This window comes from Cellvibrio sp. OA-2007 (genome assembly GCF_000953825.1).
Lineage (GTDB): Bacteria > Pseudomonadota > Gammaproteobacteria > Pseudomonadales > Cellvibrionaceae > Cellvibrio.
In genome coordinates this window covers 272,489-295,331 of the sequence record NZ_BBUL01000020.1, presented here as the reverse complement: position 1 = coordinate 295,331, position 22,843 = coordinate 272,489, and the positions used below count along the sequence as shown (strand labels likewise).

Genomic DNA, 22,843 nt, shown 5'->3' with positions numbered 1-22,843 from the left:
TGATCGAAAGCGGCCTATAAATGCTCCCACAGGAAACCCCAATGTCAGAAACCAAAAATATTGCTTTGCTTATTGACTGCGATAACATACCAAATTCCATTATTGACCGAACACAGCAAAAATTTAATTATGAATAAATTTGTGTTGTGGCTTTATGTGATCGGTACAGTAATATCATTAAAGGCGTCTTTCGTCGTGGACTGATAGACGGATTTCCGGTAATCCTAATTGGCGTAGGATGCATAGTTGCAGCCTACTATATTGGTAAGCACACTAAGCGTTTTTAATTGAACCAAGCTGCCCCTCTTCTATTCTTGTTTTAATTCCTGCTGCACCCCAAGCAGTCGCTATTTTTGCCTGCTCTTCCGCGCTCATTACTCCGAAATTTGCGACTGCCGATTTATCAAAGGTTAATTCATCGTTATGAATTTCCGTACCGGATTCGGTAACGATGCGCTTAACGCTATTTGTTGCTGGATTGTAAATCACGCTGACCTCCATGCCTTCATATTCAAATTTCAACTCATTAGACATATAAACCACCGCGTTATTAAAAGGCATGTATCTCAAGTTAATCAACTTAGTCACTGTAGACTTTGTACAGAAGGTTGGCGTTCATCAGCTCAATTTAACTGGAACACATTTATCCTATTAGGCTTTTGCTACGTCTGTCTGTGTGGTTGGATACATAGTTAGTGATAGTTCAGCATCAGGAATGCGTAGGGACAGCGCTATGGCTGCGAATTAAAAATTGTAAATGCAGCATCCAAACGCCCAGCAACATAAATCTGATTTTTTGCAATGAGTATTTCCACCACACACTCAGCCGTACACAATCCTCCCTCCGGCTGATTGCGCCTTAGCTGATATTGGGATGCTTGCCGGGGTTTGATCTGCGCTCTGGGTAGGTTTTTTAAATAAGGGCTTTTATTAAACATTTTGCGTGCTTCCTGCCAGGTGGCATCCAGCAAAATGATATTTTCAAACGATTCGATTGGTGCAAAATCGGAATCGTCTGTTGGGTACAGCAATACCGTATTTCCGTGGTTGATTGCATCCAGCAACGACGGATCAGGTATGTTTCTCGCCCAGACGATTCGCTCTACGATTTCAGGCGCAACCTTTGTTGCCAACGCGCCGGTATTGGTTAAGCGCTGCAGTTCGCGTTCATGAGTGAGTAAAAATATTTTCATTCGTTTTTTATTAAACCCCTTCCCCCCACAAATACTACGCCATACAAATAATCATTAAGGATGAAATTAATGGCGCCTTTAGGTAGTAGTACAAGGCACTCATCTTCCCATTGAATGGGCAGGAAGACGGTTAGACTTGCGTCCAATTGCCTATTACAGTTCCGTCCAATTGCCTATTGGAGGCGAGAAGGTTGCTTTATCACAGTAGTTAAACTCAAAAATCCCCCCATAAATACTGCACTAAACTAATTGCCGCGACTGGTGCTGTCTCAGTTCTTAATACTCTTGGCCCTAAGGTTAACGCATTAAAATCTTGCTCAAGGGCATGGGCGATTTCGCGCTCGCTGAGGCCGCCTTCGGGGCCGATAAGCAGGGTGACGCTTTCGGGTTTTTGTTCGGCAGGCAGACGTTTGCTGTCGCGGTGATGCAGGACAAAACGCAGGTCGGATTTTACTTGCGGTAACCAATCCGAAATTTGCACCGGTGCACTCAGCACGGGTAATAAATTGCGCTGGCACTGCTCGCAGGCGCTGATCAGAATGTGCTGCCAGCGGTCGTGCATTTTTTCTTGTCGGTCACCACCTACTTTCACTTCGGTGCGCTCGGTAATCAGCGGCGTAATTTTAGTAACGCCGAGTTCAGTGGCTTTTTGCAGTACCCATTCAAAGCGCTCTCCGCGGGATATGCCAATGGCTAATTCCAATTCCAGCGGCGATTCACGGTCGTCTACTGTGTGTTCGGCAATGCTGACGGTCACATACTTTTTGGTGACTTCGTGAATGGTTGCAGCAAATTCACCTCCGGCGCCGTTAAACAGAATTAGCTCGCGCCCCGGCTGCATGCGCAGCACTTTACTTAAGTGGTGCGAGGCCGCTTCTTCCAATGCTATCTGTTCGCCGCTTAATAAATTTTGCTCGGTGTAAATTCGTGGGATTCGCATAGTCGCTAGCTTCGCTAAAGATCAAATGAGTTTGGCTAAAAAATCTAATCGGATGAACATCAATCAGTGTTCCGTTTTGCTGTGCATTGGTTAGTTTTAACCCGTGCGGAATCTAAACTCAGTGCAGATTGAATAAATAATTGGGCGGCACCTGTATGCTCGGTGAGGGCATCGGCGGCCAATAAAATCGCGCCCGCGGTCCAGGTGGTTTTTTCCTGCGGCCAAATTACCTCATCGCGAAAATTGTAACCCGTCCAATAACCGCCATCCTGATCTTTGAATTGAAATAACCAGCTAAATAAAGTCACTGCTTTTGCGTGTTCGCCTGCAGCTAAAAGTGCGAGGGTTAATTCACAGGATTCTGCCACTGTGACCCAGGGTTCATCGCTCACGCAGCGGCAGCCGATATTGGGTTCAACAAAGGTATTCCATTTAGCGTCGATGCGCTGTTGTGCATTTTTGCCTTGGGCTATGCCGGTGAGGATCGGGTAAAACCAATCCATAGAGAAACGAGTTTTCGGCTCCCAGGTGCGGTCAAAACATTCGGGGTGATGGCGCAGTGTATTGCCTAATTGTTGATAAGCCTTATACCAACTGGCAGATTCTTCACCGAGTGTCTGTGCGATTAACAGCGCACATTCAAGACTTTTATAAATTGAGCTGGATGCGGTTACTAAGGCATCTTGTTTGGCGCTGCCATCTTCCGCTACTGCCCAATAGATTTCGCCGGTCGGTGCCTGATAGCGCAACACAAAGTCGATGGCTTTTTTTACTGCGGGGAAAAAATCACGCAGAAAGTTTTTATCTTCAGTGACTAAATAATAATGCCAAATACCGGTAGCGATATAGGCGATAAAATTGGTTTCGCGATGATTTTTATCGACCGGTTGATCATCTAAATAATTCGCCCACCAACTACCATCAGCAAGTTGCTCATCCACCAGCCATTGATACGCGCGGCGCGCGGCGGCCAGTTCACCGCCAATGGTTAAACCCATGGCCGCTTCAATATGATCCCAAGGGTCGGCCTTTCCGCCGGTAAACCAGGGAATACAACCATTAGCTAATTGGGTTTGTAAAATGTAGTTAATGGTTGGGCGCAATAAACCCTCAGGGAAAAAGCCTTTAGTGAGTAATAGATTTTTCATAGGCTCAATACTACCTGTTATCTTTTTTTGTAGGATGGGTGGAGTGCAACGATACCCATCTCGGTCGATGGGTATCGCAAGCTCCACCCATCCTACGTAGATTATTTTTTAACAAAATACATCACCACACTTTTGCCCATAATCGGGTTGAGGATTTTTTCCAGGGTTTGGGTAAGCCATGGCTTTTCCATTAAATCCCACACCAAGAGGCGGTGATAAAGTTTGATGAGCGGATTAGTATCTTGCGTTTTCCACCAGAGGCATTTCATCCACCAAAACGGCGAATGAAGCGCGTGCGCCCAGTGGCGCTGGTAAAACATAAATGGTTTCGTTTCAATTTCGCGGCGCAATTTTTTTCCGTTAAAAATGCGAATGTGCCCGCCTTCTACTTGATGGTACTCATCACTCAACCACCAACAAATTTTTTCTGGCCAGGCGCGCGGCACACTAATCGCTAGCAGACCACCCGGTTTTAAAATCCGCTCAATTTCCGCCAGCACTGCTTGGTAATCTGGAATATGTTCCAACACTTCGCTGCAAATAATTTTATCGAAGCTGTTATCGGCAAAGGGCAACTTGGTCGCATCGGCTTGTTGTAAATAAAATTGTTTATTTTTTGATACTTGTGCAAAAGGTAAAAATCGCTCGCGGCTGGTGAGCAGATCGCCTTGATTTAAATCTACACCTACAGCGGTGACATCGGCCTGTAAATACACATTGATCACATGGCGACCTTCGCCGCAACCCAAGTCCAATACTAAATCACCGCTAGCGAGTGGAAAATCGCGAAAATTAATCGTAAGCATTGGGTAGTTGCTCACTGGCTAATTCAGCGGTTGAAACAGATGCACTCGGTACGGATTGGGTCAGCGTTTGATAATAAAAGTGTTCCATTTTTTTTGCCACGCAAACCCAACTGAGTTGCTGCAGTATGTGCGCCCTGCCCTGCGCGCCTAGCTGTTCGCGAGCGCTTGCATTGCTGAGTAATTCTGTTAGCGCTTGTTGTAAATCTTCCACACTTCCGGCGCGAACTAAACGTGCGGCATTGCCGACTACTTCCGGCAGTGCGCCGCCATCGCTACAAATTAATGGCACACCGCAGGCCATAGCTTCTGCGGCGGGCAAACCAAAACCTTCATAGAGTGAAGGAACTATAGCGATGCTCGCTTGCGCATATTCTTCGACGAGTTGTTGATTGCTGATGCCGGATTTAAATTGCACCGCGTCTTGCAGCTGTAACTGTTGTAATTCTTGTTCGGTTTCGCCGTTTTCTTTTAGTTTGCCAATTACGATTAGCTGTAACGCGGGAAACTCTCTGCGTAAATTTGCCAGCGCGCGCAATAAAATGCTCAAACCTTTTAAGGGCTGATCGGAAGAAGCGGTAGTAATTAAACGCAATGGGGTGCGAAGGATAGTATCGAGCGGCTTAAAAATAGTCGCATCGACGCCGTTGGGAATAACCTGAATTTGGTCAGCCGGGCGATGAAAGGCCGCGACTATATCCCGCTGGGATTGCTGCGATACGGTGATCACATGGTTGAGTTGTTGCACCACCTGTTGTTGCATCGCCAAAAAACTGTACCAGCGCTTAATCAACCAGCGCTGGCCTTTGGTTGTTGCGGCAGCGAGGGCGAGGTTGCGGTCTTGGGTGATGGGGTGATGCACGGTGGCGATTACATTCACGCCACGCTTTTGTAAATCGAGCAAGCCGAAGCAAAGGCTTTGGTTGTCGTGAACAATATCATACTGGGGCTTATGTTTTTTGAAGTAGCGATTCAAACGGCGACCAAAACTATAGGGTTCACCAAACGCGCCGCTCAACTTGCTCCACCACTCGTAAAAATCCGCGAGCGATAAACAATGTTTTAATTTCAATGCGCGGGTGGGATTGGGGTGCGCGTATAAATCCAAACTGGGCAAGGTAATTAATCGCACCCGCGGATCAAGTTCAGGATAAGGCGGGCCAGATATTACATCGACACTGTGACCCAACTCCACCAGCGCTTTACTCAGATAATGTAGATAAATCCCCTGCCCGCCTACATGCGGATGACTGCGATAGCCGAGTAAGGCGATACGCAAAGGCGCTGAGGTCTGGCCGCGATGGGCAGCAACTGGCGCTGCTGTATCACTAGGGGAAGCGAGAGGCTGACGATAAGTAACCGGTGTATAAGACATGAAGCGCAATTACCTTATTAAGTCTGCGCATTATAGGCGCAGAGCGGCAACTAGCTCCAAATAAACCCGGTTCTGAACCAGGGTTTTATTTATTCTGCCCGGTCATTTCTAGCAATTGTTCTTTCATTAAGCCATCTGGTGTAGCGCTCGATGGTGAAGCAGGTGTGATGGTTTCTGCCGACGAATCCAGATGGGCATCATTTACTGCCGCAGCGTCCATTGCGGTAACCACATTAAAACGCAACACACCGATCAGCTGATTGGCTTCCGTCATCACATGAATTTGCCAGCGACCAAGCGAGTTTGCAGGAAAATTGACCTTGTGCGACCAGGCGCGATATCCGGCTTGGCGCCCGCCATTAATCTCCAGCGCCACCTTATCAATCGGTTTACCGTTTAACGTCCACACATGATAAATCCGCTCCCGCAATCCTCGTGGCGCATGAATGGCGGTGTACGCATACAAGCCGCTTTGCAGCTGCTGCTCGGTGATGCTTTTAAGCGACGTTTCAGGCGCGCGTTTTTCTCCATCAAACTGCTGGGTAATAGCTACTTCGGTTAACCACAAGGTGGCCGGAGGCACCCAGGGGCGCAATACCAACGCGAGGAGGGTAACTACAGCGGCTAATAGGATGATCGCCAGAGTACGCTGCCACCAACGCCAGGCTAGTTCACTCGCCACATTGGGCAGGGTAATAGCCAAGGCAATCGCCAACGACCAGATATAACTTTTCCAGGTGGGCAACTGAAAGATAATTGGCAGCGCGGTGAGCAAAACAGCAAATAGAGTAACCCCGTGAAAACTGAAATAGAGCCAGCGGCGGGGCGCGAGCCAGCGGAAATACAGGGGATCGATAATGGAGATAAAGGCACTGACCAGTAATAAGCCAGTAAATACCATCTGTCCGCTATTCCACGCAGTGGTGATAAAAAAGAAAGGGATAATAAAAAAGAGGCTTTCCTGATGCACTATTTGCGCAAAATAGTTCAGCACCGGTGGCGGCAATTGCACGCCAAACCAGCGCGCGAAGTAGCGCCGCAAGACTTTTTCCAAGGTCAGCCAGCACCAACTGGCCAGCATCATGACCGCAATAAATTGCGCGATTTCTTCTTTGCGTTCGACCAGAAAAAAACTAGCTAAACCCGAGCCAAAACCAAACAGCGGTATCGCCCAAGGGACGCGCTCGGTAATCGCCACAACACGGGGCACCCAGCCTTTCAGGGTATTAACCATTGCAATCATATGCGGGTATTTCCTACGCCATCCATTATCAGATGCTGCAGGATACCCTTATGACAGGAATGATTATGTTGCTTGGAGCGCATAGCGCCCTATTTTTTTAGCGGCATAGTTATGCCGTTAATGCTCGCGCCCCGCATCGAGATGTTTATCTACCGCGGCCAAGGCCAATCCGCCGACAAACAACAAAATCAACACGGCGACTAAAGATGCAGTACCTACAATACCTGAAACTAACATAGTGATTTCTCCATCGCTGTTATTGCACTGATTGCCAGTGCGGTCAGGAGTAGATTGCGCGTTTAAAAGGGAATGGTGTTTGATCTCGATCAAAGGATTTTTTGCGGGGTTTGATGTAGCGCAAATAGGAGATGATTGAGCGAGCCTCACATCGGGAGACCCGCCCTGCCAAGAGTTTATTCGAGCGCTACATCCAAATAATTGGTCACGCCCACTTTAATCGATAGATCAGCAGAAGCGTAATAATCGCCAGACCCATCGTAGGAGGCAAGAGCGTAATAACGCCCGGCAGCTATGGATTTCCAATCTCCAGTATTCCAGAAGGGAATGTAATCCTGAGCGAGGAAGTTTTTCTCGGTCACTTCACGCAAGCTCAGGTCACATGCCAAGTTGGCTCCTATTCTGGGATGACTACAGCCGCGAAACACTACACGGGTATGGCCATTGGCATTTTCTTCGGTTTTAGCCACGATAATCTTGCCGTAAGGGCGACTGGTTCTAGTTTGTTGTGAGACTCTGATTTTTTCGTTTTTAACAGTGCCCGCCGCCTGATTGCCCGTATTACTTTGACTGTAACTGCCATTGTCTGCCGTTGAAGCTGAGGTATCTGCTGTATTTGCGGTGCCCAATGTTTGGTTCACTGTGTCTCTAACTACAGTTTTAGTAACACTTTCGAGGGTTTCAGAACAACCCACAACCATAAGCAGTGCCGCGATAAGGGATAACTTTTTCATGAATACTCCTAATTCATTAATTATTTGACCAACAAAAAAAATTGCTAAGCAGAAGGTTCGGCTTACACGGCGGCATGATCGAGACTTTTGGCAGGTATTTCAACGCAAAAAATGTGACCTGATGCACAAACGAAGGATCGTTATCCGTAAATAAGGAAGGGATAAAGAGGGGCTATAGCCCCTCGGCGGTGAAGGTTTTCATCGCGTAGTCCACGCGCTGCTCCGCGGTACGGTGCATACGCGCTTTGAGCGATTCCACATGGCGCAGACGCGGCAGCAGGCCACGGCCATTGGCGACTTGAATCGCCAGACCGGGGCGCGCGTTGAGTTCAAGCAGCTGCGCACCACGCACTTTGTCCAATACCAGATCGGTTCCGATATAGCCCAATCCCGTCATTTCGTAGCATTTGGATGCAAGTAGCAGCCAGTTGCGCCAGTCGGCGATCTGGATTTCATTGAGCGCGCGTTTGGTATCCGGGTGATGGGTGACTGGCTTGGAGTGCTGCACCGCTTTGAGTGCGCGGCCGGTGGCTATATCCAAACCCACACCAACGGCGCCCTGGTGCAGGTTGGCCTTGCCGTCGGACTTGTGGGTCGCGAGGCGCAGCATAGCCATCACCGGGTAGCCTTTGAAGATGATGATGCGGATATCGGGCACACCTTCGTAGGAGTAGTCCTTGAAGTAATCATCGAACTGGATCAGGTCTTCCACGATTACCACATCGGGTTTGCCGCCCAACGAATAGAGCCCCGCGAGGGCGTTGGTCATATGGCGTTTGATATCTTCGATGGTGATTTCCGCACCCGAAGATTTGATAAATTTATCGCCCTTGCGCCCGATAATCACCAAAATTCCTTTACCGCCAGAACCCTTGGCGGGCTTCACGGCAAAGGCATCCAGCTCCATTAGCTTGTTTTCGATGGTCGCAATTTCATGTTGCACATGCACCACAAAAAATAACTTTGGGGTGGCGACTTCATATTCTTCCGCCAACAGTTTGGTTTTGAGTTTGTTATCCACCAGAGGAAACAAACTGCGCGGATTGTAAGTGGCGATAAAGTCATGGTTGCGGCAGTTCATGCCGAGAATGCCCATACTTTTCAAACGCCAAGGGCTAACCCAGGAATTCCACCAGCGTTTAATGCCAGTGGGAGCCGAAGTTGCTGCAGCAGTCGAGGGCGCACTCATTAATCGGCTCCCTTGCTGGTGTCGTTCAACTTGCCCACATTGGCGTTATCCACCATGGCGCGGAAACGACGCAACTCGGAAAGTTTGTAGCCGGTGTATTGACCCATCAACATAATCAACGCCAGCGCAACCAGGTTGAGCTCGGGGAAGTTAAACGTCAGGTGACCGACCAGCGAGAACTGCATCAGGGTATAAGCGAGTATCGCTACCAGTAAGCTGCCGCCGCCCTGCACCATGACTTCTTTGGGACCCTCTTCCTCCCAGAGGATGGACATACGCTCAATCGTCCAGGCGATGATAATCATCGGGAAAAAGGTAATGGTCATACCGGTATTAAGGCCCATTTGATAACCGACCAGACTGAGTACCGAGATAATAAAAATCACCAATACCACTAACGTTGCAATCCGCGAGATCAGCAGCAAATTGAGCCGCGAGAGATAGGTGCGCAATACCAACCCTATGGCAACCACCGAGACAAAACTCACCACCCCCAATACCAGCGAGGTTTGCAAAAATGCCATGGCAATCAAAATGGGCATAAAGGTGCCCGAGGTTTTGAGGCCGATAATTATGCGCATAAACACCACCACCAACGCGCCGATTGGCAAAAGTAACAGCAGCTTAAACATGCTCTGCTCTTCAATCGGCAGATGCTGGATACTCAATACACTGAATACACTCTCTTTATACTGGGCTTTGATCAAATCCAGCGCCGGTACGGTTTGGTGGATCATCGAAAAGCTCACCCGCGAGCGATTGCCGCCCGCCACATCCAGTATCGATTCACCGCCGGTATGCCAGAGCAACAGGTTTTCCGGTACGCCCTGCTCGCCGGTATAGGGGTTAAACAACACCCATTGTTCGCCATTAAATACCTGCACCAAACGGGTCAGGCTCTGGTGGCGACGGGCATCTTCCAAATACAAACCCAGCGCCGGGCGCGCAGGTATACCGGCTTGATTGATGAGTTTTTCCAGCAGGATGGATTTTTCAGTTTGTGCCGAGAGCAACAGCGCTGAGTTTTGATCCAGCGTTTCCGAATTAAACAGTTTGATCAACTCGCGCGCCAAACTTTGCGGAGTACTGGATTTGGCATAAGCCGTATCCAATACCTGCTGGGCGGCGGTTTCTTGCGAGGGGCCATCCCAATCGACATGCACAGGTTTGGGTACATCAAAGGGTGCGGGTGCAGCGCCGGTGGAATCCACCTCAATAAATTGGGTTTTGTAGTAAATCGTCTGGGCGCCCACCGCTTCACGTTTGGACCATTCACCGCGGCGCACACCATTCTCACTCACTACCGAATAGCCATAACCGGGCGCAGCAGCCTGTTCGATAAAACTGCGATAACCCGGTGGGTCATCAGGCAAACCCAAACGCGCGGTGACCGGTTCACCGGTGGCATCAAAATCGATGCGCGCCTCAATCAGCCACACGGGTTTTTGCACACCGGGGGTGAAGGGAATTTCCATTTGGTGATGGCGCATCCAGGCAGTGGTCAACCCGACCACCATCAGCAGGCCGATGACGACGTAAAAAGGAGCGCGTGAAGGTTTTTTCATGAAGGTGTTCCTTGAAGGCAGGACAGCTAACACCAGCCGCTACGGCTGGTGTTAATGTTGAACGATATTATTTTTTAGTGGCGGCGGAGCTGGAACTGCTGGCAGCTTCTTCAACCCGCTGTAAAGGCGCAAGGTAATTTTCACTGACATCCACCAACATCACGTCGCGCAGCAAATTGCGGCCAATCAGGATGGGGAACTCGGAGGTGCTGCGATCTTTTAATACAAACTCACCGCGCTGCGACAGCTTGCCAATCGTAAAACGAATTTCCACTACCGGACGGCGATCGGGGGTTGGGTTGGACGTCTGTACGGTTTGGAAGCGCAGGCGTTTGCGCTCCAATACGTGCGGCTCTTTGGTATCCGGGTTGTAAATCGTAAAGCGCACCCACTCTTCACCATTGCGCTCAAACATCTGGATATTGCGCGCATCGATTACTGAATTGGCCACACCGGTACTAATCCGCGCTTGCATCACCACATTTAAACCGGCGATCAAGGCTTGCTCGCGCAGACCGACGACTTGTTTGTCGGTCATCGGCTGAGTTTTAAATTGATTTTTTTTGCTCTTGGTTGAGGGCGTTGGCGGGCATTTCGCCTGGGTAACAACACGTTCTATTACCTGTGGCTTAGCTTCAATCGCCTGTTGCTGCGCGGCTAACTGCTGCTGCACTTGTTGCAGCTGTTGCAGAATATCGGCTTGCTGCTGACTGAGCTGCTGACCTTGCTCTTGATGCTTGGCGATACAGGCATTGGCATCGCTCAATTCAGACTGGGTTTGCAGCAGGGCCTTTTGTTGCGTACAGGCGCTTAGTGATGCCAGCGCCATACTTGTCAAAACCAAAGTACGCAGAGCGCGGCTGGTCATCAAAACAGATTTCTTATTCATCACAACAACCGAAAATATGGGAGAAAGGGTTATAAAAAAACAGTGGTCTAATTGTAGCCGCTGAAGTTTGTTAACACATCCTTGCACACAGATTTAACTGGCGTCCTGATTCAAACCATTATTTAAATTGATAGCGTTTGGGATATTCCGGCGGCAGGCGCCGAAAGCGCTTGTACTCCCATTGATACTGGGCGGGCGCGCGTCGCACACAGGCGGCAACACTCTCGTTCAAACCGGCAACTGCAGTTGCCTGATCTTCGCTGTAAATCGCCGCATCGGCCTCTAACACTACCATTTTAAAACCGCCGCTGACCCGCTCGGCATAACAGGAGCAAACCGCGCACCCGGTGCGCTGCGCCAACCCATGCACCAGCGTCATGGTCAAGGCTGGCTGCCCCATAAAAGGTGCGATTTCAATACCTGCATCGCGCCCCGGAACCTGGTCGGGCAGTATGCCTACAATCGTGCCGCCCTGCAGCGCCTTGAACAGCATCATCACCCCTTTGCGATTGGTGGGCGCCATAGTGATATTTAGTTTACTGCGCCCGGCCAGCACCAGTTCATCCATCTTGGGGTTATCGAGGGGTTGATACATAGCGGTCAGATTGGCGATGCTCGCCAGATAAGGCGCCACTACTTCCCAATTGCCATGATGCGGCGCCAGCACCAACACCCCTTTCCCCTCGGCCAATTTTGCGCGCAGGATTTCATCGCCTTCCAGCGCGACAATTTTTCCTTGCAGCCAAGGCCAGGAGTTACGCCAAATAGCACCGGCTTCCATCGCCGTTTTGCCAGTTTCACGCAGGCTTTGACGGGCGAGACGGGTTTGATCTGCGGCGGAGAGTTCAGGAAAACAGAGCGCGATATTTTCGCGCGTGACCTTGGCGGCGCGGCCATTGAGCAGCCACATCAGTGAACCAATCAGGTTCCCCAACGCGCGCAACAACCCCAGCGGCAAGAGCGCCAGTAGTTTAAAAATAAGCGGTGCCAAGTGGTCTTTCATGAAACCTGCGCCAGTACAACAAAAAGTGCGCGCAGCTTACCGGAAATCGGTTACTAACTGAATGAGTGTGTTGCAATTCACACTCAGTTTTGGCAAGAGAGCAAAATGCTACTGCGGTGAGCGGCGCTGTTAGCGCAGATTCCTATTAACTATCATCGCCACTCCCGCGCGCGGGAGTCCAGCTTTTGATGGTAGTTAAACCTATGAATGGATACCCGCAAGCGGGTATGACCATTCCCATTTCAACTGAATCCCGCCTCTGGGGATGAGGTACATACATAGCCGAAAACTCGGTAGTAACAAATACGGAGCAGTGAATAATATTTTCAGCAGTTTAGTGCGCTGTCACAGCAGTAAAAATATCCACAAAAGTCAGCTCTTTTTCGATCTCTACTGGCGTATGCAACCGGCTGGCAATTTCACGCGCAGAAACAATACCGCGAATATGATGGGCATCCTTATCGACTACCAGCAAATACTCCTGATGGGACTTTTTCATGGTAGAGACCAAATCCGCTACCGTTGCTGATTTAAGTTGGTCGTATTCAATTGCGCGGATACTGGCGCGGGCATGCATTAAATCGCGCACTAACAGCTCATCGCGTTTGATGTGCAGCGCCATTTGTTTGAGCAACATATTGTGATCAGCCAAATCATTGGCACCGATCACGCCGATAAATTCTTTGCGGTCATCAACCACCAGCTTGGTAGTAACATCTTCCGCCAACATCATCTCCAGCGCTTCGGTCGCTTCCAAGTGGCTATCGATCATATGCGGCTTGTGGCTGCGGAAATCGGTGAGAATCGCCAGTGCGGGGGTATTGGCCTGCACATCGCTAAACTCTTCTGGCTGTACCAAATGGTCATTCGCCGCTAACGCAAACACACTTAAATTTTTCATAACAAACCCCATGACGATAGTTGTGATCCAGGGGGGTGGCGACCGGAATATTGGCCGCTTCACTCGCGCTGTAATTACAACATAGGCCTGTGCCCGGTAGATTAAAACCCACCCAAACCGGCTTTTACGCTGGATTTACTCAGTGTTTACGTGGGCTTTACTCGGCACGTAAAACGACCGTAACAACGCACTAATTCGGCGCTCGGCGCAGGTGGTTAGCGCCCCAACATGCGCAAAAGGGTGCGGTCTTTATCGAGCCAGTGATGCTTAAGTGCACCAGCAAGGTGAAGGGTAATTGCGACTACCAACACATATCCCAACCACTCATGGGTAAACTCACCCAGCTCTGCCAAGCCGGCATGGATAGGTTCAGTCTGACCGGTCGCCGGATTCTTATTGCCCGCCACCATCGCCCAGCCAAATACCTTAATGCCCCAACCACCCAAACCGGAATACAGCATGCCCGAGATTGGCATCAACACCGTGCCGACAATCAATACCCAATGAGTAACCTGCGCCACCCGATGCTCCAATGCTGGATAAGCACGCACTGGCACCGGCCAACCGTTTTTCACCCGCCACCAAACTCGCACCAGCACCACAAAAAAAATCAGCACACCAAAGGATTTATGCCAGTCGTACAGCGGGTAGTACTCGTTAATTGACATATAAAAACCTACACCCAACATGGCGATAATGCTGAGCGCTATCACCCAGTGCAGGGCGATGGTGAGAGGACTGAATTTTTGTGGGGTATCCATAGGGTTTCCTTGTTTTATGAAAGATGTAGTTGTTATCGGCTTAATTAAACAGAGTTGATAGCGAGTGGGTATTGGTCTAATCGTGGCAGGAATTGTTCCCCGTCCAGAGGATTTTTTACGGATCTTGACCCAGCCCTGCCATTAGCGGGCGTTGGCAGCTATAATCGCCGCATTTTTCTATCGTCAATTCCTACTGACCACCTTTAACCGATTAGGTCTACCATGTCTGAAAAACGTTATGACGTAAGCACTTTTCAGGGTTTGATTCTCGCCCTGCAAGATTATTGGGCGCGCCAAGGCTGCGTGATTCTGCAACCACTCGACCTCGAAGTCGGCGCCGGTACTTTTCACCCGGCCACTTTCCTGCGCGCTATCGGCCCGGAAACCTGGAATACCGCCTACGTTCAGCCCTGTCGTCGCCCCAAAGACGGTCGTTACGGTGAAAACCCCAACCGCTTGCAACACTACTATCAATTTCAGGTAGCGCTTAAACCATCGCCCGCCAATATTCAGGAACTCTATTTGGGTTCACTGCGCGAGATGGGTATAGATACGCTGGTGCACGACATCCGTTTCGTTGAAGACAACTGGGAATCGCCAACCTTGGGCGCTTGGGGTCTGGGTTGGGAAGTTTGGCTCAACGGTATGGAAGTAACGCAATTTACTTATTTCCAACAAGTCGGCGGGTTGGAGTGTTTCCCTGTAACCGGCGAAATTACCTATGGTATCGAGCGTATTGCTATGTACCTGCAGGGTGTGGATTCGATTTTCGACTTGGTCTGGACGATTAATCCCAACGGCGACAAGGTCACCTACGGCGATGTGTTTCATCAAAACGAAGTGGAGCAATCCACCTACAATTTCGAAGAAGCCGACACCGCATTTTTGTTCAGCAATTTCGATTTCTACGAACAAGAGAGTCAGCGGTTGATGGAAAAAAATCTGCCGCTGCCCGCCTACGAAATGGTGATGAAAGCCTCCCACGCGTTTAACTTGCTCGATGCACGCCACGCAATTTCCGTTACCGAGCGCCAGCGTTTTATTTTGCGCGTGCGCACCTTGTCCCGCGCCGTTGCTCAAGCCTATTACGATAGCCGCAAAAACCTCGGCTTCCCCCTTGCACCTGAAGCACTACGCAACGAATTGCTCGCCGCAATTGCGGAGGAAAAATAATGTCTGCTGATTTTTTAGTTGAATTGGGAACCGAAGAGTTACCACCCAAAGCGTTGAAGAATTTAATGGCCTCGTTTGCCGAGACCATCGAAGCAAGTTTGAAAGCAGCGGAATTATCTTTCACTGCGATTAAACCTTTTGCTGCGCCGCGCCGTTTAGCCGTACTGGTAGAAAATCTCGCCAGCGAAACACCCGCCAAAGAATTGGTTGTGTGGGGCCCACCAGCAGCTATCGCGTTTGATAAAGATGGCCAGCCGACTAAAGCAGCGCTCGCATTCGCCGAAAAAAATGGCATCGCCGCAAGCGAATTAAAAGCTGAAAACGACGGTAAAGCCGACAAGTTAGTCGCGCGTATTACCAACGAAGGTAAAAAAACGGTTTCCTTGTTGGAAGCGATAGTGACTGACGCACTCGCCAAGTTGCCGATTGCCAAGCGCATGAAGTGGGGCGCAAAACGCGAAGAGTTTGTGCGCCCGGTGCATTGGTTGGTGATGCTGTTTGGCAGCGATGTGATTGCAGCAAACATTTTAGGTTTAAGCGCTGGCCGCACCACCCGTGGTCACCGTTTTCATTACAACAACGCGATCGACCTAGCGAAAGCGAGCGACTACGCCAGCGTATTAAAAGACACTGGTTTTGTGGTGGCGGATTTTGCCGCGCGCGGTGCAACCATCAAACAACAAGTAGAAGCCGAAGCGAAAAAAGTGGGCGGTGTGGCAGTGATTGATGCCGACTTACTCGACGAAGTTACCGCCCTTGTTGAATGGCCAGTGGCGCTGACTGGAAAATTTGAAGAGCGTTTCCTCGCTGTTCCTTCTGAGGCACTGATTGCGTCGATGAAAGAACACCAAAAATATTTCCATGTGGTGGATGCCAACGGCAAGTTGAAAAACAACTTTATCACCGTGGCCAATATTCAAAGCAAAGATGCAGCGCAAATTATCGACGGCAACGAGCGGGTAATTCGCCCACGTTTGTCGGACGCCGCGTTCTTTTTTGAAACCGATAAAAAAACCACGCTTGCATCATTGCGCGAGCGGTTAAAAACCATCGTATTCCAAGCGCAACTCGGCACTATCTTTGACAAAACCGAACGTGTTGCTGGCCTTGCAAAACTTATCGCTGGCAAATTAAATGCCGATGCTGCATCCGCTGAGCGCGCTGCGCAGCTTTGTAAATCAGACTTAGTGACCAACATGGTGGGCGAGTTTGACGATATGCAAGGTATCGCTGGTTATTATTATGCAATTAACGATGGCGAAAACGCCGAAGTGGCGGCGGCGATGAACGAGCAATATATGCCGCGCTTTGCCGGTGACCAATTACCGCAGACCATGACCGGCACTATTATCGCACTCGCTGACCGCCTCGATACCATCACCGGTATTTTTGGCATCGGCCAACAGCCAACTGGCTCAAAAGATCCGTTTGCACTGCGCCGCGCCAGCATCGCGGTTCTGCGTTTGTTGGTGGAAAAAAATCTTGCCCTCGATTTGCGCGACTTATTAACTTTTGCAAAAAGCCAACACACCAATCTCACCGTTGGTGATGAATTAGTCGAGCAGGTTTTGGCTTATATGCTTGAACGTTTCCGCGCATTTTTTGAAGATGCAAATATCCCCGCTGAAGTTTTCCAATCGGTAACGGCAAAACAATTGTCACAACCTTTGGATATCAATCAGCGTGTACTTGCGGTAAACGAATTCAGCAAGTTGCCGCAAGCACAGGCATTAGCTGCGGCGAACAAACGTGTATCCAATATTCTCGCCAAACAAAATGCCGCGCCGAGCACCGAGGTCAATACTGCATTGTTGCAAGAAGATGCAGAAAAAACCTTGGCGCAAGCGGTCAGCGCAAAAGCAGCTGTAGTGGCGCCGCTGTTTGCCGCACGTGAATACACCAAGGCACTTGCTGCACTCGCCGACTTACAACAACCGGTCGATGCGTTTTTTGACGGCGTGATGGTGATGTGTGAAGACCCAGCGCTGCAACAAAACCGCTTGGCGTTATTGCAACAACTGCGCGGGTTGTTTTTGGAAGTAGCAGATATTTCTTATCTGGTGCCAGCGAAAAACTAATTCGTAGGGTGGGTGGAGCGTTGCGATACCCACCATTGACCGCGAATTGATTTTTAAAGGGAGTCGTCATCCTCGCGCAGCGGGGATGACGATGACGCTCTAAATACCCACCGAGTAACCCATGAAACTAATTATTCTCGACCGCGATGGTGTGATTAATCACGACCGCGATGACTATGTAAAAAGCGCTGACGAATGCATTCCAATTGCCGGTAGCATCGATGCGATTGTGCGCTTGAACAAAGCCGGGTTTACGGTGGTAATCGCCACCAACCAAGCGGGGCTAGCCAAAGGTAAATTTGAGTTGGAAGACCTGGAAGCCATGCACGAAAAAATTACCCAGCGCGTGGAAGAAACTGGCGGTGAGCTCGGTGGTATTTTTTATTGCCCACATCACCCCGACGACAATTGCAAATGCCGCAAACCCAAACCCGGGTTGCTGGATGCTATTGAAGCAGAATTTAATACCTCAGTAGAAAGCTGTTATTTTATTGGCGACAGCCTGCGTGATTTGCAAGCCGCCGTACAAAAAGGCTGTAAACCTGTGCTGGTAAAAACTGGCAATGGCGTGCGCACTCTGGCGCAATTAACAGTTCCCAGTTTTCAAACCACACCACCCATTATCGATGCCGATCAAGTACAGGTATTTGATAACCTTGCTGCCGCCGCCGATTTTATTCTCGCCACCACTCACTGATTACTCCAGCTAACAGGAATTAACGTGCTCAAACTTCGCAGTCTTGTTTTCAGTATTGGTTACAACATTACCAGCGCCATCGCCGGTTTGGTTGCGGTGATTATCTGGCCTATTTTTCCCTACAGCTGGCGCTGGCGTATAGTGACTTGCTGGAACCGTTTTGTGATGTTCTGGATTTGGCTCTGCTGCGGCGTACGCTTTGAAATTATCGGCAACAAACACGCAGACAAATTTCCCTGTGTGATTATGGCCAAACACCAAAGCACCTGGGAAACTATGTTTCTGCAATATTATTTTGGCCCGGTCAGCACCATCCTTAAAAAGGAATTATTTCGCATCCCATTTTTCGGTTGGGGTTTGGCAAGTTTGCGCCCAATCGCAATAGATCGCAGCAGCCCCATGCAAGCGTTAAAAGAAATTAAAAAAATTGGCCTGCGCCGTTTGCAGCAGGGCAATAATTTGATGATCTTTCCCGAAGGCACCCGCACACCGGTTGGCCAGGTTGGCAACTACGCCCGCAGCGGTGCCGACATCGCCATCAGCGCCGGTGTTCCGGTTATCGCCGTCGCCCACAATGCCGGCGAATGTTGGCCGCACAGACAATTTCTTAAATATCCCGGCACCATTCGCGTAGTGATTAGCGAACCCTTTAACACCGAAGGTAAAGACCGCAAGGAATTAACCGAAGAAATTAAAAACTGGATTGAAGGTGAAATTGCGAAAATGCCACCGGCGCGCAAAGATGGTGTTCGCGTAGTTGCTCAATCTGTCGGAGAAGCAGAATAGGACACGGACGGATATGCTTGCCAAACCTATGCGAATATAAAACCCGGTGCACACCGGGTTTATTTAACCAATGCATTGTTGGTCAATCAATTGTTGCACTACCTTCTTTTAACACCACCACGGTTTTTTGGCTCTCCCAATAATATTTTTTGGTGACTACCAGATCCGTTTTTCCGGTGTTGGTAATTTTCGTGTTGGCGCTATAGGGATATTCCTTACCCGCTTCCATGACATTGCTCACTGAAGAGCTGCTCGCAGCAGCACTACTGGCTGGAGCGCTGCTGGAACTGTTGCTCTTCTTTTTATCGCTGCCGCCGCAGGCCACCAAGCCAACTACCGATAACAGGAGTAATGACTTAACCATTAATTTTTTCATAATCTGCTCCTGTTACTTAGCTGCCGGAAAGGTGAGAGTCATATCCAATGAATTGCCATTCACCACCATCTTGGTCAACGCCGGGCCATTGGCTTCGGGTTTGAAGACTTCTACAAGACCGGATGCCTGAGTAAAGATTTGCACCGATTGCAGCGCATCGCCGGTAATATCCACAAATACCTTGCGCTCATCTTCTGCCGCTGAGGTTTTGCGCATTCCCGGTTTATTGCCGGGACTCCAGGTGCCTGCAAGCTTCAGGTTTACCGAAGCTCCCGTCCCGGCGAGGGTTCCTGTTCCCGTGACGGTCTGCCCTGAACCGAGGGTAACACTGGTAGTTCCGCCACTAAACCCACCGGTTCCCTGACCGAGACCGATGCTAAAACCACCTGTTCCGCCAGCTCCGGCTCCACTAAGCCCACTTATTCCAAGCCCAGCTGTTGAGCCGCCCGAACAAACTATAGACGTGCATTGGGTAGCGGTATAGGAAGCACCGCCCATCAAACCACTGCTAAGTACCGTTCCCGCGCCATAGAAACTGCTAGTCACACCTGAGTTGCCACTCGCTGCCGTACTTACCAAGGTAGAGCCATCCGCAGTCGACGTGGTGGAGGTATTTCCCAAAATAGTGGTGGTGCCAAGCGTAGTTCCTGTCGCGCTGTCCGCCACTTGTATCACGGTGCCTTGGGTCGTTTGATTGATCGACATATTCGACCCTGGCATAGTACCCAGGTTGAAATCAGCGCTATTTGGAGTAGAAGCCGAGATTGTGGTTCCTGATGTGGTTATTACAACTTTTGAGGAATTACCGGTAACCGGGTTGTTGGTTAACAGGGTTGTAGAGCCCTCACCTACAGTGACTAGCGCCTTAAGGTCATTGGTTGATACTGAACCACCGGGCTGAAGTGTGCCGTCCGAGGACTGCGCTCCTACGGTAACGCTGGTAGTCGCAACTCCGGACTGTGTGTTGGTGGTGGTGGCCACATTGGTCTGGGTGCGATTGCCCTGATTATCAGGTGCACTGGTTTTACTCGCTGTATCGGTGGTTGTGGTGTTAGTCACAGTGGTACTGGCATTACAACTCTCACAAGTCACAACTGGCGTATTGCTTTTCTGTTTGAAATTGGCATTAGCCACCGGACAACTCGCGCCGGCACAACGCGCTGGATCGGTGATGGACTCCAATTCGTAGCCGACATTGGGCACGACTTTGCAGTGTTCTTGTACGAGTGGCACATAGCTTTGGTCGATTCCGCTGAAGATCCCTAGCAGATCTTTATCGCACCAAACACTACCCGCTCCTGCCGGTGTAATCACAATTCTGCTGTTGTACAGAATACCCGTGTAAACGGTGAGATGTTTGTCGGTAGACATGTTTTCAATGATACAAGTCTGACCCTCTACCTTGGTGCACTCCCCACCCCAACCTTTGAAGGTAACATCCCTTGAGAGTATGTCTGCCTCAAACCTACAGCTTACCGTCTTCCCTAGTGATACCGGGTTAGCCGAACATCTAAGGTGACTGGCAATCGACACGCCATTCACCAGGATCGGAAGGCTGGTGGAGTTGCCCAATATAGATTGCATGGATGCGGTAATCGTAAAGGTAGATGCCACATCAAACGCTGCACTGACCGTTTTGTTACTGGTTAGTTTTTGCATTGTGCAAGTGCTGGTGGTAGCGGCTGCACAATCTCCACCCCAGGATGCAAAGCGATAGCCATCATTTGCCTTGGCCGTGCAGGTCGCTGTGCCGCCTTCCATTACGTCCTTGGAGCAGGTGACAAAACCGGCACCAGCTGGCGATACGCTAGTGCTGACGCTATAGGTAGGCAGCAACTCAAAAGTGGCAGTCACCGATGAATTCGCCGTCACGCTGGCAATAGCACAGCTGCTCCCAGTACAAGCACCAGCCCACTCTTTCAAGCGATAACCCGCGGCAGGGTTGGCCGTACAACTTGCGCTATTGCCGTGATTGACCGGGCTGGTACAGGTGACAGAACCCGCATCAATTGGGTTGGCGACAGCAGTGAGGCTGTAGCTGTTGATGGTGAAATTCGCCGTCACACTTTGACTTGAAGTGACATTGGTAAAACTACAATTATTGCCACTGGCGCTGGGGCAGCCAGTCCAACCATTGAAGGTGTAGCCGGTATTGGCAGTGGCGATGCAGCTGCCATTGCTGCCGTGGCTGACACTGCCATCGCAACTGACACTACCCCCTGCTGAGGGTGAGGCGCTACCGCTAATGCTGTAGCTGTTCAGGCTGAAATTAGCGGTTACGGTTTTAGCGGATGCAACACTGGTCAGTACACAGCTGCCGCCACTGCAGTCACCGCTCCAACCGGTAAAGCTGTAACCCGTGTTAGCACTCGCGGTACAAGTGCTGTTGCTACCGCCATTTACCGGGTTAGGGGAGCAGGAGGCAGTACCTGAGCCTGAGGTGTTAACGGTGATATTAAACGTTGGACTAGTAAAGTTAGCCGTTACCGACTTGGCGCCGGTTACACCATTTAGATCACAGGTCGCACCGGTGCAGTCGCCGCTCCAGTTGGCAAAGGTGTAACCGGGGTTAGTGGTGTAGGTACAGCTGGTATCGCTACCATGATCAACCGGATTACTAGTGCAGGTCGCGGTACCGGCAGGTGCAGGGCTCACCGCGGTGGTGATCGCATATTGGTTAAGGGTGAAATTAGCTTGCGGGTTCAAACTGCTAGTGACGTTATTCAAAATACAAGTGGCACCTGAACAATCGCCCGTCCAATTATTAAAACTGTAGCCGGGGCTGGCAGTAGGTGTACAGGTAGTATTGCCACCGTGAATCACCGGATCATTGGTGCAACTCACCGAACCGCTACTGTTTGGGCTAATGCTTAAAATCAGGTCGTAGCCCTTATTGGCAGAACAGGCATTAGCGGCTGTGTCGGTGCCGCCGCCCGTACCATTACAACCCCATGTGTAGGTGGTAGGGTTTGATGTAACTGCCGTTGCTGCACCTGCGGCGCACAAATCAGCGGCAGGCGCAGTGGAAAATACGCCACCGACCGCCGAACCACAGGCGCCATTGACTGCACTGGATGTTCCTATAGTCACTGTCTGTTGAGCTGCAACGTCCAATTCGAAAGGGAACATGGGATCCGCCATCTCGGCAGTATAAATCCCGGTGCTTGAGCCTATTCCTCCGCCCGGAGTAAATACATAATCGCCTGGAGTCGCTGGATTGGTTACTCCACCAACCACTACTGTAACTTGGGTACTACCAGGCACACTGACACCACCACCAGTCCCGGTATTCACCGCAAAACCAACCGTTTCGCCACTACCGTAGGATGCACGGCAAATAGCCCCGCCCGGGTCAGGGTTCAATGTAAACGATGTAATGCGATCACATGCTCCGGTGGCAACCGAAAAGCCCGCCGGAAATGTCACGTAAAAAAGTGCAGTATCTGCATTCAAATTCGATTCGGTCGTGTAGGTAAATGTGTAGCTAGTAGTCGCGCCAGCAGTGTTATCTGCCGGAGTTACGGATACACCCGTTAACGTGCCCGCCAGAGCGGCCTGTGCAGTTAATAACAAACCTGCAAGCACCGGCACTTTAGCTAAAAGCTTCAAAGGGGATGACGCCATAAAAATTACCCTGCGATAAATTAAAGAAATCTGTCGGGTTCGGCGATTGGATGTTCAGGCATTGAAATACGCAAAAAACGAAAAAATCGTTATAACCAAGCCGATTAATAAACCCGATTGCTAGTTAC

General features: G+C 50.1%; 20 protein-coding genes. 4 read left to right on the top strand and 16 right to left on the bottom strand.

The genetic code is table 11. From position 1 onward, the window contains the following. Positions 1-273 precede the first annotated feature (273 nt). From AWU77_RS01495 to AWU77_RS01430, 14 genes are all read right to left on the bottom strand, one after another. A complete protein-coding gene (locus tag AWU77_RS01495; protein ID WP_152625219.1) occupies positions 274-534 on the bottom strand; it encodes a hypothetical protein in 261 nt (86 codons plus the stop codon). Between the two features lie 197 nt (positions 535-731). Then, positions 732-1,193: a tRNA-uridine aminocarboxypropyltransferase gene (locus tag AWU77_RS01490; RefSeq protein WP_084617894.1), complete on the bottom strand. Its 462-nt coding sequence runs from the start codon at positions 1,191-1,193 to the stop codon at positions 732-734. 214 nt (positions 1,194-1,407) lie between these two features. After that, the gene (locus tag AWU77_RS01485; protein WP_062058147.1) at positions 1,408-2,133 is read right to left on the bottom strand and encodes a 16S rRNA (uracil(1498)-N(3))-methyltransferase; all 726 of its coding nucleotides are present in this window, start codon (positions 2,131-2,133) and stop codon (positions 1,408-1,410) included. 59 nt (positions 2,134-2,192) lie between these two features. Beyond that, positions 2,193-3,281: a prenyltransferase gene (locus AWU77_RS01480; RefSeq protein WP_062058144.1), complete on the bottom strand. Its 1,089-nt coding sequence runs from the start codon at positions 3,279-3,281 to the stop codon at positions 2,193-2,195. A 101-nt stretch (positions 3,282-3,382) separates the two neighbouring features. Next, entirely contained in the window at positions 3,383-4,087 is a 705-nt protein-coding gene (locus AWU77_RS01475; protein ID WP_062058141.1) for a class I SAM-dependent methyltransferase, read from the bottom strand. After that, positions 4,074-5,459 (bottom strand): glycosyltransferase family 4 protein, encoded by a 1,386-nt coding sequence (locus tag AWU77_RS01470; protein ID WP_062058137.1) that lies wholly within the window; start codon positions 5,457-5,459, stop codon positions 4,074-4,076. The genes AWU77_RS01475 and AWU77_RS01470 overlap by 14 nt, the downstream gene beginning before the upstream one ends. An 85-nt stretch (positions 5,460-5,544) precedes the next feature. After that, positions 5,545-6,702, bottom strand: a complete 1,158-nt coding sequence (locus AWU77_RS01465) for a DUF5924 family protein (protein WP_202966601.1) — start codon at positions 6,700-6,702, stop codon at positions 5,545-5,547. A gap of 413 nt (positions 6,703-7,115) precedes the next feature. Continuing rightward, positions 7,116-7,673: a hypothetical protein gene (locus AWU77_RS01460; RefSeq protein WP_062058134.1), complete on the bottom strand. Its 558-nt coding sequence runs from the start codon at positions 7,671-7,673 to the stop codon at positions 7,116-7,118. A 172-nt stretch (positions 7,674-7,845) separates the two neighbouring features. Beyond that, entirely contained in the window at positions 7,846-8,862 is a 1,017-nt protein-coding gene (locus AWU77_RS01455; RefSeq protein WP_084617893.1) for an alpha-L-glutamate ligase-like protein, read from the bottom strand. Next, entirely contained in the window at positions 8,862-10,427 is a 1,566-nt protein-coding gene (locus AWU77_RS01450; protein ID WP_062058131.1) for an inactive transglutaminase family protein, read from the bottom strand. The genes AWU77_RS01455 and AWU77_RS01450 overlap by 1 nt, the downstream gene beginning before the upstream one ends. A gap of 67 nt (positions 10,428-10,494) precedes the next feature. Next, positions 10,495-11,316, bottom strand: coding sequence for an ATP-dependent zinc protease (locus tag AWU77_RS01445; protein WP_062058128.1), 822 nt, complete (start codon positions 11,314-11,316; stop codon positions 10,495-10,497). 118 nt (positions 11,317-11,434) lie between these two features. Beyond that, entirely contained in the window at positions 11,435-12,319 is an 885-nt protein-coding gene (locus tag AWU77_RS01440; protein WP_062058125.1) for a lysophospholipid acyltransferase family protein, read from the bottom strand. A gap of 334 nt (positions 12,320-12,653) precedes the next feature. Beyond that, positions 12,654-13,220, bottom strand: coding sequence for a CBS domain-containing protein (locus tag AWU77_RS01435; RefSeq protein WP_062058122.1), 567 nt, complete (start codon positions 13,218-13,220; stop codon positions 12,654-12,656). A gap of 215 nt (positions 13,221-13,435) precedes the next feature. Further along, entirely contained in the window at positions 13,436-13,981 is a 546-nt protein-coding gene (locus AWU77_RS01430) for a cytochrome b (protein ID WP_062058119.1), read from the bottom strand. 222 nt (positions 13,982-14,203) lie between these two features. On the opposite strand from AWU77_RS01430, the gene glyQ reads away from it, so the two are divergent. The 4 genes from glyQ (at position 14,204) to AWU77_RS01410 (ending at position 18,715) form a co-directional block, all read left to right on the top strand. After that, positions 14,204-15,154, top strand: coding sequence for a glycine--tRNA ligase subunit alpha (glyQ, locus tag AWU77_RS01425; protein ID WP_062058116.1), 951 nt, complete (start codon positions 14,204-14,206; stop codon positions 15,152-15,154). Then, positions 15,154-17,232, top strand: coding sequence for a glycine--tRNA ligase subunit beta (gene glyS / locus AWU77_RS01420; RefSeq protein ID WP_062058113.1), 2,079 nt, complete (start codon positions 15,154-15,156; stop codon positions 17,230-17,232). The genes glyQ and glyS overlap by 1 nt, the downstream gene beginning before the upstream one ends. 121 nt (positions 17,233-17,353) lie before the next feature. Beyond that, complete coding sequence (gene gmhB, locus AWU77_RS01415) at positions 17,354-17,929, top strand: D-glycero-beta-D-manno-heptose 1,7-bisphosphate 7-phosphatase (protein ID WP_062058110.1); 576 nt, start codon at positions 17,354-17,356, stop codon at positions 17,927-17,929. A 24-nt stretch (positions 17,930-17,953) separates the two neighbouring features. Beyond that, positions 17,954-18,715, top strand: a complete 762-nt coding sequence (locus AWU77_RS01410; RefSeq protein ID WP_062058107.1) for a 1-acyl-sn-glycerol-3-phosphate acyltransferase — start codon at positions 17,954-17,956, stop codon at positions 18,713-18,715. Between the two features lie 82 nt (positions 18,716-18,797). Here AWU77_RS01410 and AWU77_RS01405 read toward each other — a convergent pair whose 3' ends face one another. Together AWU77_RS01405 and AWU77_RS01400 are read right to left on the bottom strand one after the other, a co-directional pair. Next, the gene (locus tag AWU77_RS01405; RefSeq protein ID WP_062058104.1) at positions 18,798-19,091 is read right to left on the bottom strand and encodes a hypothetical protein; all 294 of its coding nucleotides are present in this window, start codon (positions 19,089-19,091) and stop codon (positions 18,798-18,800) included. A 12-nt stretch (positions 19,092-19,103) separates the two neighbouring features. Next, positions 19,104-22,715 carry a hypothetical protein gene (locus tag AWU77_RS01400; protein WP_062058101.1) on the bottom strand — a complete coding sequence of 1,204 codons (3,612 nt, stop codon included), beginning with the start codon at positions 22,713-22,715 and terminating at the stop codon, positions 19,104-19,106. Positions 22,716-22,843: the final 128 nt, after the last annotated feature.

Coding starts and splice junctions, on each gene's coding strand:
- AWU77_RS01495 (WP_152625219.1), bottom strand. CDS start 534: ATGTCTAATGAGTTGAAATTTGAATATGAAGGCATGGAGGTCAGCGTG.
- AWU77_RS01490 (WP_084617894.1), bottom strand. CDS start 1,193: ATGAAAATATTTTTACTCACTCATGAACGCGAACTGCAGCGCTTAACC.
- AWU77_RS01485 (WP_062058147.1), bottom strand. CDS start 2,133: ATGCGAATCCCACGAATTTACACCGAGCAAAATTTATTAAGCGGCGAA.
- AWU77_RS01480 (WP_062058144.1), bottom strand. CDS start 3,281: ATGAAAAATCTATTACTCACTAAAGGCTTTTTCCCTGAGGGTTTATTG.
- AWU77_RS01475 (WP_062058141.1), bottom strand. CDS start 4,087: ATGCTTACGATTAATTTTCGCGATTTTCCACTCGCTAGCGGTGATTTA.
- AWU77_RS01470 (WP_062058137.1), bottom strand. CDS start 5,459: ATGTCTTATACACCGGTTACTTATCGTCAGCCTCTCGCTTCCCCTAGT.
- AWU77_RS01465 (WP_202966601.1), bottom strand. CDS start 6,702: ATGATTGCAATGGTTAATACCCTGAAAGGCTGGGTGCCCCGTGTTGTG.
- AWU77_RS01460 (WP_062058134.1), bottom strand. CDS start 7,673: ATGAAAAAGTTATCCCTTATCGCGGCACTGCTTATGGTTGTGGGTTGT.
- AWU77_RS01455 (WP_084617893.1), bottom strand. CDS start 8,862: ATGAGTGCGCCCTCGACTGCTGCAGCAACTTCGGCTCCCACTGGCATT.
- AWU77_RS01450 (WP_062058131.1), bottom strand. CDS start 10,427: ATGAAAAAACCTTCACGCGCTCCTTTTTACGTCGTCATCGGCCTGCTG.
- AWU77_RS01445 (WP_062058128.1), bottom strand. CDS start 11,316: ATGAATAAGAAATCTGTTTTGATGACCAGCCGCGCTCTGCGTACTTTG.
- AWU77_RS01440 (WP_062058125.1), bottom strand. CDS start 12,319: ATGAAAGACCACTTGGCACCGCTTATTTTTAAACTACTGGCGCTCTTG.
- AWU77_RS01435 (WP_062058122.1), bottom strand. CDS start 13,220: ATGAAAAATTTAAGTGTGTTTGCGTTAGCGGCGAATGACCATTTGGTA.
- AWU77_RS01430 (WP_062058119.1), bottom strand. CDS start 13,981: ATGGATACCCCACAAAAATTCAGTCCTCTCACCATCGCCCTGCACTGG.
- glyQ (WP_062058116.1), top strand. CDS start 14,204: ATGTCTGAAAAACGTTATGACGTAAGCACTTTTCAGGGTTTGATTCTC.
- glyS (WP_062058113.1), top strand. CDS start 15,154: ATGTCTGCTGATTTTTTAGTTGAATTGGGAACCGAAGAGTTACCACCC.
- gmhB (WP_062058110.1), top strand. CDS start 17,354: ATGAAACTAATTATTCTCGACCGCGATGGTGTGATTAATCACGACCGC.
- AWU77_RS01405 (WP_062058104.1), bottom strand. CDS start 19,091: ATGAAAAAATTAATGGTTAAGTCATTACTCCTGTTATCGGTAGTTGGC.
- AWU77_RS01400 (WP_062058101.1), bottom strand. CDS start 22,715: ATGGCGTCATCCCCTTTGAAGCTTTTAGCTAAAGTGCCGGTGCTTGCA.